This window comes from Sphingopyxis sp. DBS4, assembly GCF_024628865.1.
Lineage (GTDB): Bacteria > Pseudomonadota > Alphaproteobacteria > Sphingomonadales > Sphingomonadaceae > Sphingopyxis.
This window is the reverse complement of sequence record NZ_CP102384.1, coordinates 257,786-270,564: the sequence shown is the minus strand read 5'-3', so window position 1 is coordinate 270,564 and position 12,779 is coordinate 257,786. Positions and strand designations below refer to the sequence as shown.

Here is a 12,779-nt window from a genome sequence, read left to right as displayed (position 1 = left end):
CGCTTTGGGAGGGACGAAACCAATGGCCGCGGGAAAGATCTACAGAATGTCAAAGGACGACATTCACCCGCTCGCGACCGGGCGCGGCGGATGCATAGCGTCCGACCGCATAACCATAGATGGTCTTCCCGTCCGGTTCATGTATCGACAACAACCGCATAATCCACAGGATAGCGGATGGGCTTTCCTTTCCGGCACTGAAGACGATGCATATATGAATGATGCCGCGAAACACGACATCTATGACGTGAACACGATCGCCAACTATGACCGCTCCATCATCCCGTTTCTCGATGCACCCGTTGGCAGCGTTTTTGAGAAAGTGCCCGGAGCGACGGATTTCGTCCTTATAACCGATTGGGCTCCGTCGCGCAGCTAGTTACGCGCGTCGCTTCTTGAATTGCTTGAGCGGCAGCGTTATAACACATGTATGAACACGCCACTTAAGATAACCAAGGTCGGCAACAGCGCCGCCGTCATCCTGCCCAAGGAATTGCTGGCGCGCCTCGGCGCGGCGCAGGGCGACATGCTATCGGTGCGCGACACCGAGCGCGGTATCGAACTGGCGCCTTTCGACGCTGATTTCGAGGAAGAGATGGCCGCCGCTCGCGAAGTGATGGCGCGCCGCAAACGCGCGCTACGCGAACTGGCGAAATAGGCCAGATTCATGGGGTGGAGATGGGTGTCGCTGGAGACTGCTCTGGCGGCGCACCACGAACAGATTGCGGAACATGGCGGCGGCAGCGGCGTTCGTGATGCTGCGCTGTTGGAAAGCGCGATGGCGAGACCGCAAAATCTGGCCGCCTATGCCGACCCCGACCTTGCCGCCCTCGCTGCGGCCTATGCCTTCGGAATCGCGCGCAACCATCCCTTCGTCGATGGCAACAAGCGGACAGCCTTGGTCGTCAGCGAAACCTTTCTGGTCCGTAACGGGAGCTGGCTGGATGCCACCGATGCCGAACTGGTCGTGACGTTCCTCGCGCTTGCAGCAGGCGAGCTTGCAGAAGAAGAGTTGGCCGACTGGTTCCGCGATCATCTGTCGGCGCTCTGACATCGCGCCCCTCGCATTTCGGCGCCAACTTGCCTATATACCCCCCATGTACAACTACATCTCCGTAACCGCCGACGAAGCGGCCACTCCTGCCCGCGTCCGCGACGGCACGATCAAGCTGCACGATGCGGCCGGCTTTGCCGGAATGCGGCGGGCTGGACAGCTTGCGGCCGAAATTCTCGACGCACTCGTCCCCTTCGTCCAGCCCGGCGTGACCACGGCACAGATCGACGATCTCGTCCGCGAAATGACGCTCAAGGGCGGCGGCATTCCCGCGACGCTCGGCTATCGTGGCTATACGCATAGCTGCTGCACCAGCATCAACCATGTCGTGTGCCATGGCATCCCCGACGACAAGCCGCTGCGCGAAGGCGACATTATCAACGTCGATGTCACCCCGATGGTTGACGGCTGGCACGGCGATTCGAGCCGCATGTATCTGCTCGGCGACGTCGGCGTGAAGGCGCGGCGGCTGGTCGACGTGACCTATGAATGCCTGATGCTCGGCATCGAGCAGGCGAAACCCGGCAACACGATGGGCGACGTCGCGCACGCGATCCAGAGCCATGCCGAGCGCCACCGCTATTCGGTGGTGCGCGATTTCTGCGGCCACGGCGTCGGGCAGATGTTCCACGACGCGCCCGAGGTCGTCCACGCCGGGCGCCCCGGCACCGGACCGGAACTTCGCCCCGGCATGTTCTTCACGATCGAGCCGATGATCAACACCGGCAAATATGCGGTGAAGATGCTCGCCGACGGCTGGACCGCGGTAACCCGCGACCGTTCGCTTTCGGCGCAGTTCGAGCATAGCATCGGGATCACCGAGACCGGCTGCGAGATTTTCACCGCCAGCCCCGCGGGTCTGAACGCGCCGCCCTGGACAAGCTGATCAGCACCACGATTTAGTTCGTCATCCCGGACTTGATCCGGGATCCATGGCGTCCAGGGCAGCGTTTGCCTTCGTGGACCCCGGATCAAGTCCGGGTGACGATAAGAGAGCCTCCTTCTCCTCATTTTCCTGCTTGCACCCCGGCCCCTTCCGGCGCAGACTTGACGTTAACGTCAAGCATAGACGTGGGAGAGGGATATGGCGAAGACGGTCTTTTCGGCGGCGCTGCTGGGTTGCGCGGCCTTGGCACTGGCGGCGTGCAACGCATCGAAGAACGACAGCATTTCGGGCGGAGGCGCGCTCGACGATGCCGAGAAGGCGAGCGAGGCGCTGCTCAAGACCGGCGGCAACGGCGATAATTGGGCGGGCATCGGCTACAGCTACGACGAACAGCGCTTCAGCCCGCTGACCGATATCAACGACAAGAATGTCGGCCAGCTCGGCATCGCCTGGTTCGCCGACCTCGACGATGCGCGCGGGCAGGAAGCGACCCCGGTCGTCGTCGACGGGGTGCTTTATGTCAGCCACGCCTGGTCGAAGGTCGACGCGTGGGATGCCGCGACCGGCAAGAAACTCTGGAGCTTCGACCCCAAGGTTCCCGGCGACCGCGCGGTTTCGGCCTGCTGCGACGTCGTCAACCGCGGCGTCGCGGTGTGGGGCGACAAGCTGTTCGTCGGCACGCTCGACGGCCGCCTGATCGCGCTCGACCGCAAGACCGGCAAGGAGCTGTGGTCGACGCAGACCTTCGACACCTCGAAGCCCTATACGATCACCGGCGCGCCGCGTGTCGTGAAGGACATGGTGCTGATCGGCAACGGCGGCGCCGAGTTCGGGGTACGCGGATACGTCACCGCTTACGACGCCGACACCGGCAAGGAACGCTGGCGCTTCTACACCGCACCCAACCCGACCAAGGCAAAAGATGGCGCCGCGAGCGACGACATCTTCGCATCGAAGGGCAACGCCACCTGGTCCGACAAGGGCGAGTGGAAGGTGTCGGGCGGCGGCGGCACGGTGTGGGACGCGATCGTCTACGACAAGGATCTCGACCAGATCTATCTCGGCGTCGGCAACGGCAATCCGTGGAACCATGGCGAGCGCTCGAACGGCGAGGGCGACAACTGGTTCCTCTCCTCGGTCGTCGCGCTCGACGCGAACACCGGCAAGTATAAGTGGCATTATCAGGAAACGCCCGGCGAGAGCTGGGACTATACCGCGACCCAGCCGATCATCCTCGCCGAGCAGGCGGTGGACGGCAAGCCGACCAAAGTGCTCTACCACGCACCGAAGAACGGCTTCTTCTTCACCATCGACCGCACGAGCGGCAAGCTGATCGACGCCAAGCCCTATGTCGACGGGATCAACTGGGCGACCGGCTATGACCTCGCCACCGGCCGCCCGATCGAGAATCCCGAGGCGCGCTTCTACAAGACCGGAAAGCCGTTCATCGCCATCCCCGGCGCGCTCGGCGCGCACAACTGGCACCCGATGAGCTACAACCCCGCGACCGGGCTCGTCTACATCCCGGCGCAGCAGATTCCGCAGGGCTATCTCCAGGACATGGACGAGCTCGACAAGCGCAAGGTGCTGGGGTTCAACGTCGGCACCTCGCTCAACAAGACGATGCTTCCCGACGATGCCAAGGCGTTCCGCGCCGCGGTCGCCGCGACGACCGGACGCCTCGTCGCCTTCGACCCGCGCACGGGCAAGGTCGCGTGGGGCGTCGACTATCCCGCCGCGTGGAACGGCGGGACGATGACGACCGCGGGCAACCTCGTCTTCCAGGGCACGAGCACCGGCCGCTTCCGCGCCTATGCCGCCGATACCGGCAAGCAGCTTCTCGACCTCGACATGCAGTCGGGGATCGTCAGCGCGCCCTCGACCTTCCGCGTCGGCGGGGTGCAATATGTCGCCTTCCAGACCGGCAAGGGCGGCGCCTTCCCGCTTGTCGCCGGGGTCGCCGGAGGCGTGACGCGCAAGCTGCCCAACCTGCCGCGCCTTGTCGTACTCAAGCTCGGCGGCACGGTGAAGCTGCCCGCGCCGCCCGCGACGACGACGCTCGCGTGGAATCCGCCGCCGCAGTTCGGCACGCCCGAACAGGTCGCGTCGGGCAAGGCGCACTTCGGCCGCTATTGCCAAGTCTGTCACGGCGACAGCGCGATCGGCAACGGGTTCACCCCTGACCTCCGCGTCTCCGGCACCCTCACCAACGCCGACGCCTGGAAGAGCGTGATTCTCGACGGTGCGCTCAAGGATCGCGGCATGGTGAGCTTCGCCCGCGTCCTCACCCCCGCCGACGCCGAGGCGATCCGCGCTTACGTCATCGACCGCTCGAACTGGACCAAGGCCAACCTCCCCGACGCCACCGCGCCGGTCGGGCGGTAAATAGTCTCGCCAAAGGCTAGGGTGGCGTCGGCGACGACTCCACCCACAGCTTGCCGTCGGGGTATGAAATTATAACTTTCCGCCCGAGGAAGAAGGGGGCTCCAATCAAGCCCTCGGCCGTTTCGGCGGAGCGTCCTGACACCTGGTCCGAAACAGCTACCAATTGAGACGGTGCCGCCTGCCCGCCCAATTCGATATCGGCGTGGCCGGATCGCACCCTGCCTTCGCCGCCCGCACCCACCGCATTTGCGTCGGCATCGACGGCGATTCCGGCGCGCTTAGCCAGCGACGGGCTGACGAAGGAAGCCGTCGCGGCCGTATCCAGCTCCATTTCGACGGGTCCGTACCCGTTCACTTTCGCACGAACCCGGATCATGGGACTCTTCGGCTCGACGGTGAAGGCGATGGCACGGGTTTCGGCACCTGCTTCGGCGTCGAAATCGATCAGCCGTGCCCCATAGTCGATCGAAAAGCGATGCGTGCGCAAAAACTCATATCCGACGATTCCATCGATCCGCCGGCCGATCGACGCGCTCAGCTTGTCGATGAATTTGCTCGCGGCAACGGGTGGATCAGCTAGGGAAACCGATCCCAAGGAAAAGGACGCGATATGCACGCGCTGCAACTCGATGGCGTCAGGACCGAACGCTCCCGATTCCTCGAGTTTGAATGACATGTCCCGTGGCAGTGCCAGCTCTTGCGCCAGCGCGGCGCTGATGAACAATGCGTAAGGAGGCATTGCGCCCGTATCGACCACTATAGTGATGGGGCGATCGCCTTCGATCCGGCCGGTCACGAGGACGAGAGGCGCATCGGGGGCGAGAAACTCGAACGGAATAGCGTCAAGCATATCCCATCGTGTGGCCGGACGCAGGGCAGGTCAAGCGAAGGCATTGCCTGAAAAATAGGCACCCCACTTGATGGAATGCTCAATCGTTGAGCAGACCCGCCTTTCCCCGCCGCAAATCTCCGCGAAAGCCCGCGATTCGGCAATTGGCACGGGTCTTGATTGGTGCAAGATGGCGGGACACCGCACCGACTCGACCGGCCGAACCGGACCAGGCGCGCCTGATCCGGCTTTGACTGCGAGCGGCGGCGGCCAGTCCAAAGGGGATCAGACGCGTGAAGAAGATTGAGGCGATCATCAAACCGTTCAAGCTCGACGAAGTGAAGGAAGCGCTGCACGAGGTCGGTGTCAGCGGCATCACCGTGACCGAGGCGAAGGGCTTCGGCCGCCAGAAGGGCCATACCGAACTCTATCGCGGCGCCGAATATGTCGTCGACTTCCTGCCCAAGGTGAAGCTGGAGGTGATCGTCGAGGATTCGCTGGCCGAACGCGTCGTCGAGGCGATCGCCGCCGCCGCGCAAACCGGCCGCATCGGCGACGGCAAGATTTTCGTGATCCCGGTCGAAACAGCGCTCCGCATCCGCACCGGCGAACGCAACGAGGACGCTCTTTAAGGCATCCGCGCTCCATCCCGTTCAACCAGACCCCGGCGCGAGCCGGTCATCATCGCAAGAAGGAAGCATAGACGATGGCTACGAAGCCCAAGGATATCATCGCGCGGATCAAGGAAAACGACATCGAATGGGTCGACCTGCGCTTCACCGACCCCAAGGGCAAGTGGCAGCATCTGACCATGTGCGCCGGCGTGATCGACGAGGATGCGCTCGAGGACGGGCTGATGTTCGACGGCTCGTCGATCGAGGGCTGGAAGGCGATCAACGAGAGCGACATGATCCTGATGCCCGACCTCGACGCCGTCTATGACGATCCCTTTTCGGCGACCCCGATGATCGTGATCTTCTGCGACATCGTCGAGCCCTCGACCGGCGAAGGCTACGCCCGCGACCCGCGCACGACCGCGAAGCGCGCCGAAGCCTATGTCGCCTCGACCGGCATCGGCGACACCGTCTATGTCGGCCCCGAGGCCGAATTCTTCATGTTCGACGATGTCCGCTTCGAAACCGGTTACAACAAGTCGGGTTTCGAGATCGACGATATCGAACTGCCGACGAACACCGGCCGCGCTTATGAAGGCGGCAACCTGGCCCACCGTCCGCGCGCCAAGGGCGGCTATTTCCCCGTCGCGCCGGTCGACAGCGCGGTCGACATCCGCGCCGAGATGGTCTCGACGATGCTCGAACTCGGCCTGCCGTGCGACAAGCATCACCACGAAGTCGCCGCCGCGCAGCACGAGCTCGGCCTGACCTTCGGCACGCTGACCCAGACCGCCGACCGGATGCAGATCTACAAATATGTCGTGCACCAGGTCGCGCACGCCTATGGCAAAACCGCGACCTTCATGCCGAAGCCGATCAAGGACGATAACGGCTCGGGCATGCACACCCACATCTCGATCTGGGAAAAGGGCAAGCCGCTGTTCGCGGGCAACGGCTATGCTGGTCTTTCGGACATGTGCCTCTATTTCATCGGCGGCGTGATCAAGCACGCCAAGGCGCTGAACGCCTTCACCAACCCGACGACGAACAGCTACAAGCGTCTCGTCCCCGGCTTCGAGGCGCCGGTGCTGCTCGCCTATTCGTCGCGCAACCGCTCGGCCTCGTGCCGCATCCCTTACGGGGCGGGCGCCAAGGCGAAGCGCGTCGAGTTCCGCTTCCCCGACGCGATGGCGAACCCCTATCTCTGCTATTCGGCGCTGCTGATGGCGGGGCTCGACGGCATCCAGAACAAGATCCATCCCGGCGACGCGATGGACAAGAATCTCTACGATCTGCCGCCCGAGGAACTGGCTGAAGTGCCGACCGTCTGCGGCTCGCTTCGCGAAGCGCTCGACAGCCTGCTCGCCGACCACGACTTCCTGCTCAAGGGCGACGTCTTCTCGAAGGACCAGATCGAAGCCTATGTCGAGCTCAAGTGGGCCGAGGTCTATAATTTCGAACAGACGCCGAGCCCGGTCGAGTTCGACATGTATTACAGCGCCTGATCCGCAGCGATCAGACCGCGCGGGGCGTCCGGTTCGGGGGAACCGGGCGCCCCATTTTGTTTGCGCCCGCCTGCCGCCTCGCTTACGCTTTGGTAAGCGGTGTGCGCTAGGACCATCCGGCTTGCAGGGGGGCCGGGTCATGCCGCGTATTTCGATCGTTTTTGCCGCGCCGCTGCTTCTCGCCAGCTGCGGCGACGCCGTGCTGCTCGCCAACCAGACGAAGACCGTCGCGGCGCCGCGCGAAGCGGTATTCGCGAAGATGTTCGGCGACGACGGCGCCTTTGCGGGCCTGCCGCTCGTCACCAACGGCGGCTCCGACCGGCTCTACGAGCTGGTCGTCGAAAAGAGCGATCCGATGTGGGCGCAGATCGCGCCGAAACAGCGCCCCGACGCCTATAAGGTCAAGATCGCGGTCCAGATGGACATCCCGCGCGAGGCGCATATGATCTACAGCGTCGACGACGGCGCGCTCGCCACCGGCCTCAAGTTCAACTTCGAGGAACTCGCGCCCGACCGGACGCGCGTCACCTTCACCATCGACGAGTTGACCGGCGACGATACCGACGGGCTGGCGGTCAACACCGGCAAGCTGCGCGGCATCGCGCGCGACGCGCTCAGGAAACTCGACGCCTTCGACGCGGCGAAGGACGCCGTCTGACGCTCGCACGCTTGCGGCGCGGGCGCCGCGGCGGCACAAGGGGCGGAATCGAAGGAGTCCTCCCCCATGAAATCGCTGCCCTTTGCCGCCCTGATCGCTCTTCAACTCGCTCTGTCGCCTGCCGTGCACGCGAAGCTCAGCCCTGCCGAGGCGAAGATGGCGAAGACGGTCGAGGCCGAACAGGGCCGCAACCTCGCGCTGCTCGAAAGGCTGGTGAACCAGAACAGCGGATCGCAGAATCTGGAAGGCGTCGAAAAGGTCGGGCAGATGATGCGCGCCGAACTCGAACCCCTGGGCTTCCAGGTCGAATGGAAACCGATGCGCGATACCGGGCGTGCAGGCCATCTGATCGCAACGCACGCCGGCAAGCCGGACGGCAAGCGCCTGCTGCTGATCGGCCATCTCGACACGGTGTTCGAGCCCGACTCGCCTTTTCAAAAATTCGTCCGCAAGGGCGATATGGGCGAAGGCCCCGGCGCGGGCGACGACAAGGGGGGGATGGTCGTCGTGGTCGCGGCGCTCCGCGCGATGCAGGCGGCGGGAACGCTGAAGGACGCCAACATCGAATTTCACATGACCGGCGACGAAGAGGATGCCGGCACCCCCATCGAGAAAGCGCGCGCCGACCTGATCGCCGCGGGCAAGCGCAGCGACGTCGCGCTCGATTTCGAGGGGCTGGTGCGCGATGCGGGCGCCGACATGGGATCGGTGGCGCGGCGCTCGTCGGATAGCTGGACGGTGACCGCGACCGGCAAGGCGAGCCACAGTTCGGGCATCTTCAGCGCCGAGGCGGGCGAAGGCGCCATCTATGAATTGACGCGGATCATTCACCGCTTCCGCACCGAGCTTCCCGAACCCAATCTGACCTTCAACGTCGGGCTGATCGCGGGCGGCCAGCAGGCCGAGCTCGACGCGGGCGGCATCCGCGCCACCGCCAACGGCAAGACCAACATCATCCCAGCGATCGCGATCGCGCGCGGCGACCTGCGCGCGCTGTCCCCCGAGCAGATCGATCGGGTGAAGGCGAAGATGGCCGCGATCGTCGCCGATCACGCCCCCGGCACCGGCGCGACGATCGGCTTCGACCCCGGCGGCTATCCGCCGATGGCGCCGACCGAGGGCAATAAGGCGCTGCTGGTGAAGCTCAACGGCGTGAACCGCGACCTGGGTCTCGCCGAAATGGCGGCGCTCGACCCGCTGAAGCGCGGCGCGGGCGACATCAGCTTCGTCGCCGCCGACGTCGACGGGCTCGCGGGGCTTGGCCCCTGGTCGACGGGCGATCATGCGCCGGGCGAGGCGGTCGACATCCCCAGCATAGCGCGGCAGGCGACCCGCGCCGCCATATTGATGTCACGGCTGTCTGCTGAAAAGCGCTGAGTAGCCCCCTGCGTCGTCCGCCCGGACTTGATCCGGGGCCCCGCTTTTCGACGTCGCTGAGCGGGACCCCGGATCAAGTCCGGGGTGACGAAAATGGGGGTGATGCTTGATTCATTCGCTGCCGTCATTAGGTAGCAATGCGAGACGTAATTTCACGCCGATGGGAGACTTATGATGAGCGACACCGAAACCCACCTGAAACAGCATTACATCGGCGGCAAATGGGTCGATAGCCAGGGCGGCAAGCTCCACGAGGTCATCAACCCGGCGACCGAGGAAGCGGCTTCGACCGTCGTGCTCGGCAGCGCGGCCGACGTCGATGCCGCGGTCGCGGCGGCGAAGGAAGCCTTCAAGACCTTCTCGCAGACGACGCGCGAGGAGCGCCTCGCGCTGCTGAACCGCATCGTCGAGGAGTATAAGAAGCGTGGGCCCGATCTCGCCAGGTCGATGGCGAGCGAAATGGGTGCGCCGGTGAGCTTCGCGGGCACCGCACAGGTCGGCGCCGGCATCGGCGGCTTCCTCGGCACGATCGCCGCGCTCAAGGATTTCGAGTTCGCCGAAAAACATGGCGCGAACACGATCGTCTATGAACCGATCGGCGTCGTCGGCATGATCACGCCGTGGAACTGGCCGCTCAACCAGATCGCGCTCAAAGTCGCCCCCGCGCTCGCCGGGGGCAATACGATGATCCTCAAACCGTCCGAGGAATGCCCCGGCAATGCCGTGATCTTCGCCGAAATCCTCGACGCCGCGGGCGTGCCGCCGGGCGTGTTCAACCTCGTCCAGGGCGACGGCCCGACCGTCGGCAACGCGATCTCGTCGCACCCCGGCATCGAGATGGTCAGCTTCACCGGCTCGACCCGCGCCGGCATCCTCGTCGCCAAGGCGGCCGCCGACACGGTCAAGCGCGTCCATCAGGAGCTGGGCGGCAAGTCGCCGAACATCGTCCTGCCCGACGCCGACCTCGAAACCGTGCTGCCGCCGACGGTGCAGGGCGTGCTCGTCAACACCGGCCAGAGCTGCATCGCGCCGACGCGCATCCTGGTCCACAAGGACCGCAAGGCCGAAGCGGTCGGCGTCATCAAGGCGATGTTCGACGGGACGCAAGTCGGCGACCCGCAGGCCGAGGGCGGCCATATCGGCCCCGTCGTCAACAAGGCGCAGTTCGACAAGATCCAGGGCCTGATCCAGTCGGCGATCGACGAAGGCGCGACGCTGGAGACCGGCGGCACCGGCCTGCCCTCGAACGTCAACCGCGGCTATTTCATCAAGCCGACCGTCTTCTCGGGCGTCACCCCCGACATGCGGATCGCCAAGGAAGAAGTGTTCGGCCCCGTCGCGACGATCATGGAATATGGTGACCTCGACGAAGCGGTCGATATCGCCAACGACACCGAATATGGCCTGTCGGCGGTCGTCTCCGGCGACCCCGCCAAGGCGGCCGAAGTCGCGCCGAAGCTGCGCGCGGGCATGGTCGCGGTCAACGCGTGGGGCCCGGCACCGGGCGCGGCGTTCGGCGGCTACAAGGCGTCGGGCAACGGCCGCGAGGGCGGACTGTTCGGGCTGAAAGACTTCATGGAAGTGAAGTCGATCAGCGGCATTCCGGCGTAACATCTCCCCTCCCTGAAAGGGAGGGGTTGGGGGTGGGTCGCCGCAGGCGTTCTGCTTGGCGGCACACCCACCCCGCTGCGACTAAGCGGGCAAGCCCGCAAGTCTCGCTGCCCCTCCCTTTTCAGGGAGGGGTTTTTCTTTGCGCATTGGCAAGCTACACGCCGCGCCATGACCACGCGCTCGCCCCTCGCCCCCGCCGCCTTCCCGGCCCTCCCCGACATCGCCGGCGTGACCCGCCGCGTCGCGCGCGCGCAGTACAAGAATTGGGATCGCTGCGACCTCACCTATATCGAGCTGGTTCCGGGCACCGCCGTCGCCGGTGTGACGACGCGCAACCTCTGTTGCTCGACCGAGGTCGAGATGTGCCGCGAAGGCATCGCCCACGGCCGTGCGCGGGCACTGATCGTCAACGCCGGCAACGCCAACGCCTTCACCGGCTATCGCGGCCGCGAGGCGGTCGAGCAGATCGTCGAACAGGTCGTCGCGCATCTCGGCTGCGACCCGAAGGAGGTGTTCGTCTGCTCGACCGGCGTCATCGGCGTGCCGCTGCCCAAGGACAAGGCCCGCGCGGGACTGGCAAAGGTCATCGGCTTCGACGCGCCGGCGGCGAGCTGGGAAGAAGCGGCGCAGACGATCACCACCACCGACACCTTTCCCAAAGGCGCTGCGGCAAGCGCGGTCGTCGGCGACCGCACCGTGTGGGTCGCGGGGATCGTCAAGGGATCGGGGATGATCGCCCCCGACATGGCAACGATGCTCGGCTATATCTTCACCGATGCCGCGGTCGCGCCCGCGCTGCTACAGGAGATGCTGAGCGAAGCGACCGGCGGGACGTTCAACAGCATCACCGTCGACAGCGATACCTCGACCAGCGACACGGTGTTGCTGTTCGCGACCGGGCAAGCGGGCAATCCAGTGCTCGCCAGCCGCGACGATCCGGGCGCCGACGCGCTCTACGCGGCGATCCACGCCGTCGCGCTCGACCTCGCGCAGCAGGTGGTGCGCGACGGCGAAGGCGCGTCGAAATTCATCGAGGTTCAGGTGACCGGCGCGGTCAGCGACGACAGCGCCAAGCGCGTTGCGCTGTCGATCGCCAATTCGCCGCTGGTCAAGACGGCGATCGCGGGCGAGGACGCCAACTGGGGCCGCGTCGTGATGGCGGTGGGCAAGGCGGGCGAGCCCGCCGACCGCGACCGCCTCGCGATCCGCTTTGGCGATCACTGGGTGGCGAAGGACGGGCTGCCGGTCGACGGCTATGACGAGGCGCCGGTCGAGGCGCACCTCAAGGGGCTGGGCATCCGCGTCGGCGCCGATCTTGGCCTCGGCGAAGGCCGCGCGACCGTGTGGACGTGCGACCTGACCCACGGCTACATCAGCATCAACGCCGATTACCGGAGCTGAAATCAACCAATCCCGATAAAGTATCAGCGTGTCCCCGCGAAGGCGGGGACCCATCTCCTGTCGGTGCAAGATGGAACCGACCGGTGATGGGCTCCCGCCTTCGCGGGAGCACACGGCTTTTGATCACGGTCCGCGCCTTACAGCGCCCCTTCGAGCCAGCCCTTGAGCGCGCTCTTCGGTGCCGCGCCGACCTTGGTGTCGGCGACCGCGCCGTTCTTGAACAGGATCATCGTCGGGATGCCGCGCACGCCATATTTGCTCGGCGCGTCGGGGTGGTCGTCGATGTTGAGCTTGGCGATCACCACCTTGCCCGCCAGCTCGTCCGAGATTTCCTCGAGCGAAGGGCCGATCATCTTGCACGGGCCGCACCATTCGGCCCAGAAATCGACGAGCACCGGCGTGTCGCTGTCGAGCACGTCGGCCTGGAAGCTGGCATCGGTGATGGCTTTGGTACCCATG

General features: G+C 65.2%; 13 protein-coding genes. 11 read left to right on the top strand and 2 right to left on the bottom strand.

All coding sequences use genetic code 11. The annotated features are described in order from the left end of the window. Positions 1-46: 46 nt before the first annotated feature. The 5 genes from NP825_RS01230 to NP825_RS01210 all read left to right on the top strand — a co-directional run bounded on the left by NP825_RS01230 (position 47) and on the right by NP825_RS01210 (position 4,325). Complete coding sequence (locus tag NP825_RS01230) at positions 47-379, top strand: DUF2185 domain-containing protein (protein WP_257547763.1); 333 nt, start codon at positions 47-49, stop codon at positions 377-379. A 51-nt stretch (positions 380-430) separates the two neighbouring features. Next, positions 431-658, top strand: a complete 228-nt coding sequence (locus NP825_RS01225; RefSeq protein WP_257547761.1) for an AbrB/MazE/SpoVT family DNA-binding domain-containing protein — start codon at positions 431-433, stop codon at positions 656-658. A 9-nt stretch (positions 659-667) separates the two neighbouring features. Further along, positions 668-1,051, top strand: coding sequence for a type II toxin-antitoxin system death-on-curing family toxin (locus NP825_RS01220; RefSeq protein ID WP_257547759.1), 384 nt, complete (start codon positions 668-670; stop codon positions 1,049-1,051). Between the two features lie 46 nt (positions 1,052-1,097). Continuing rightward, positions 1,098-1,940, top strand: a complete 843-nt coding sequence (gene map, locus NP825_RS01215; protein WP_257547757.1) for a type I methionyl aminopeptidase — start codon at positions 1,098-1,100, stop codon at positions 1,938-1,940. A gap of 198 nt (positions 1,941-2,138) precedes the next feature. Continuing rightward, on the top strand, positions 2,139-4,325 hold the full coding sequence (locus NP825_RS01210; RefSeq protein WP_257547755.1) for a PQQ-dependent dehydrogenase, methanol/ethanol family: 2,187 nt from the start codon (positions 2,139-2,141) through the stop codon (positions 4,323-4,325). A gap of 16 nt (positions 4,326-4,341) precedes the next feature. Here NP825_RS01210 and NP825_RS01205 read toward each other — a convergent pair whose 3' ends face one another. After that, the gene (locus tag NP825_RS01205; RefSeq protein ID WP_257547753.1) at positions 4,342-5,175 is read right to left on the bottom strand and encodes a retropepsin-like aspartic protease; all 834 of its coding nucleotides are present in this window, start codon (positions 5,173-5,175) and stop codon (positions 4,342-4,344) included. A 272-nt stretch (positions 5,176-5,447) separates the two neighbouring features. On the opposite strand from NP825_RS01205, the gene NP825_RS01200 reads away from it, so the two are divergent. From NP825_RS01200 to argJ, 6 genes are all read left to right on the top strand, one after another. Next, positions 5,448-5,786, top strand: a complete 339-nt coding sequence (locus NP825_RS01200; protein ID WP_237836378.1) for a P-II family nitrogen regulator — start codon at positions 5,448-5,450, stop codon at positions 5,784-5,786. 74 nt (positions 5,787-5,860) lie between these two features. Beyond that, positions 5,861-7,273 carry a type I glutamate--ammonia ligase gene (gene glnA / locus NP825_RS01195; protein WP_257547749.1) on the top strand — a complete coding sequence of 471 codons (1,413 nt, stop codon included), beginning with the start codon at positions 5,861-5,863 and terminating at the stop codon, positions 7,271-7,273. 139 nt (positions 7,274-7,412) lie between these two features. Then, positions 7,413-7,931 carry a hypothetical protein gene (locus NP825_RS01190; RefSeq protein WP_257547747.1) on the top strand — a complete coding sequence of 173 codons (519 nt, stop codon included), beginning with the start codon at positions 7,413-7,415 and terminating at the stop codon, positions 7,929-7,931. A gap of 66 nt (positions 7,932-7,997) precedes the next feature. Continuing rightward, a complete protein-coding gene (locus NP825_RS01185; RefSeq protein WP_257547745.1) occupies positions 7,998-9,308 on the top strand; it encodes a M20/M25/M40 family metallo-hydrolase in 1,311 nt (436 codons plus the stop codon). A 171-nt stretch (positions 9,309-9,479) separates the two neighbouring features. After that, positions 9,480-10,919 carry an aldehyde dehydrogenase family protein gene (locus NP825_RS01180; protein WP_257547743.1) on the top strand — a complete coding sequence of 480 codons (1,440 nt, stop codon included), beginning with the start codon at positions 9,480-9,482 and terminating at the stop codon, positions 10,917-10,919. A 168-nt stretch (positions 10,920-11,087) separates the two neighbouring features. Continuing rightward, positions 11,088-12,320, top strand: a complete 1,233-nt coding sequence (gene argJ / locus NP825_RS01175) for a bifunctional glutamate N-acetyltransferase/amino-acid acetyltransferase ArgJ (protein ID WP_257547741.1) — start codon at positions 11,088-11,090, stop codon at positions 12,318-12,320. Positions 12,321-12,457: 137 nt separating this feature from the next. Here the strand turns inward: argJ and trxA are convergent, their stop codons facing one another. Continuing rightward, positions 12,458-12,778: a thioredoxin TrxA gene (trxA, locus tag NP825_RS01170; protein ID WP_257547739.1), complete on the bottom strand. Its 321-nt coding sequence runs from the start codon at positions 12,776-12,778 to the stop codon at positions 12,458-12,460. Position 12,779: the final 1 nt, after the last annotated feature.

What these genes read in the sequence shown, in the direction of transcription:
- NP825_RS01230 (WP_257547763.1), top strand. Translation starts at nt 47, where the DNA reads ATGTCAAAGGACGACATTCACCCGCTCGCGACCGGGCGCGGCGGATGC.
- NP825_RS01225 (WP_257547761.1), top strand. Translation starts at nt 431, where the DNA reads ATGAACACGCCACTTAAGATAACCAAGGTCGGCAACAGCGCCGCCGTC.
- NP825_RS01220 (WP_257547759.1), top strand. Translation starts at nt 668, where the DNA reads ATGGGGTGGAGATGGGTGTCGCTGGAGACTGCTCTGGCGGCGCACCAC.
- map (WP_257547757.1), top strand. Translation starts at nt 1,098, where the DNA reads ATGTACAACTACATCTCCGTAACCGCCGACGAAGCGGCCACTCCTGCC.
- NP825_RS01210 (WP_257547755.1), top strand. Translation starts at nt 2,139, where the DNA reads ATGGCGAAGACGGTCTTTTCGGCGGCGCTGCTGGGTTGCGCGGCCTTG.
- NP825_RS01205 (WP_257547753.1), bottom strand. Translation starts at nt 5,175, where the DNA reads ATGCTTGACGCTATTCCGTTCGAGTTTCTCGCCCCCGATGCGCCTCTC.
- glnA (WP_257547749.1), top strand. Translation starts at nt 5,861, where the DNA reads ATGGCTACGAAGCCCAAGGATATCATCGCGCGGATCAAGGAAAACGAC.
- NP825_RS01190 (WP_257547747.1), top strand. Translation starts at nt 7,413, where the DNA reads ATGCCGCGTATTTCGATCGTTTTTGCCGCGCCGCTGCTTCTCGCCAGC.
- NP825_RS01185 (WP_257547745.1), top strand. Translation starts at nt 7,998, where the DNA reads ATGAAATCGCTGCCCTTTGCCGCCCTGATCGCTCTTCAACTCGCTCTG.
- NP825_RS01180 (WP_257547743.1), top strand. Translation starts at nt 9,480, where the DNA reads ATGATGAGCGACACCGAAACCCACCTGAAACAGCATTACATCGGCGGC.
- argJ (WP_257547741.1), top strand. Translation starts at nt 11,088, where the DNA reads ATGACCACGCGCTCGCCCCTCGCCCCCGCCGCCTTCCCGGCCCTCCCC.
- trxA (WP_257547739.1), bottom strand. Translation starts at nt 12,778, where the DNA reads ATGGGTACCAAAGCCATCACCGATGCCAGCTTCCAGGCCGACGTGCTC.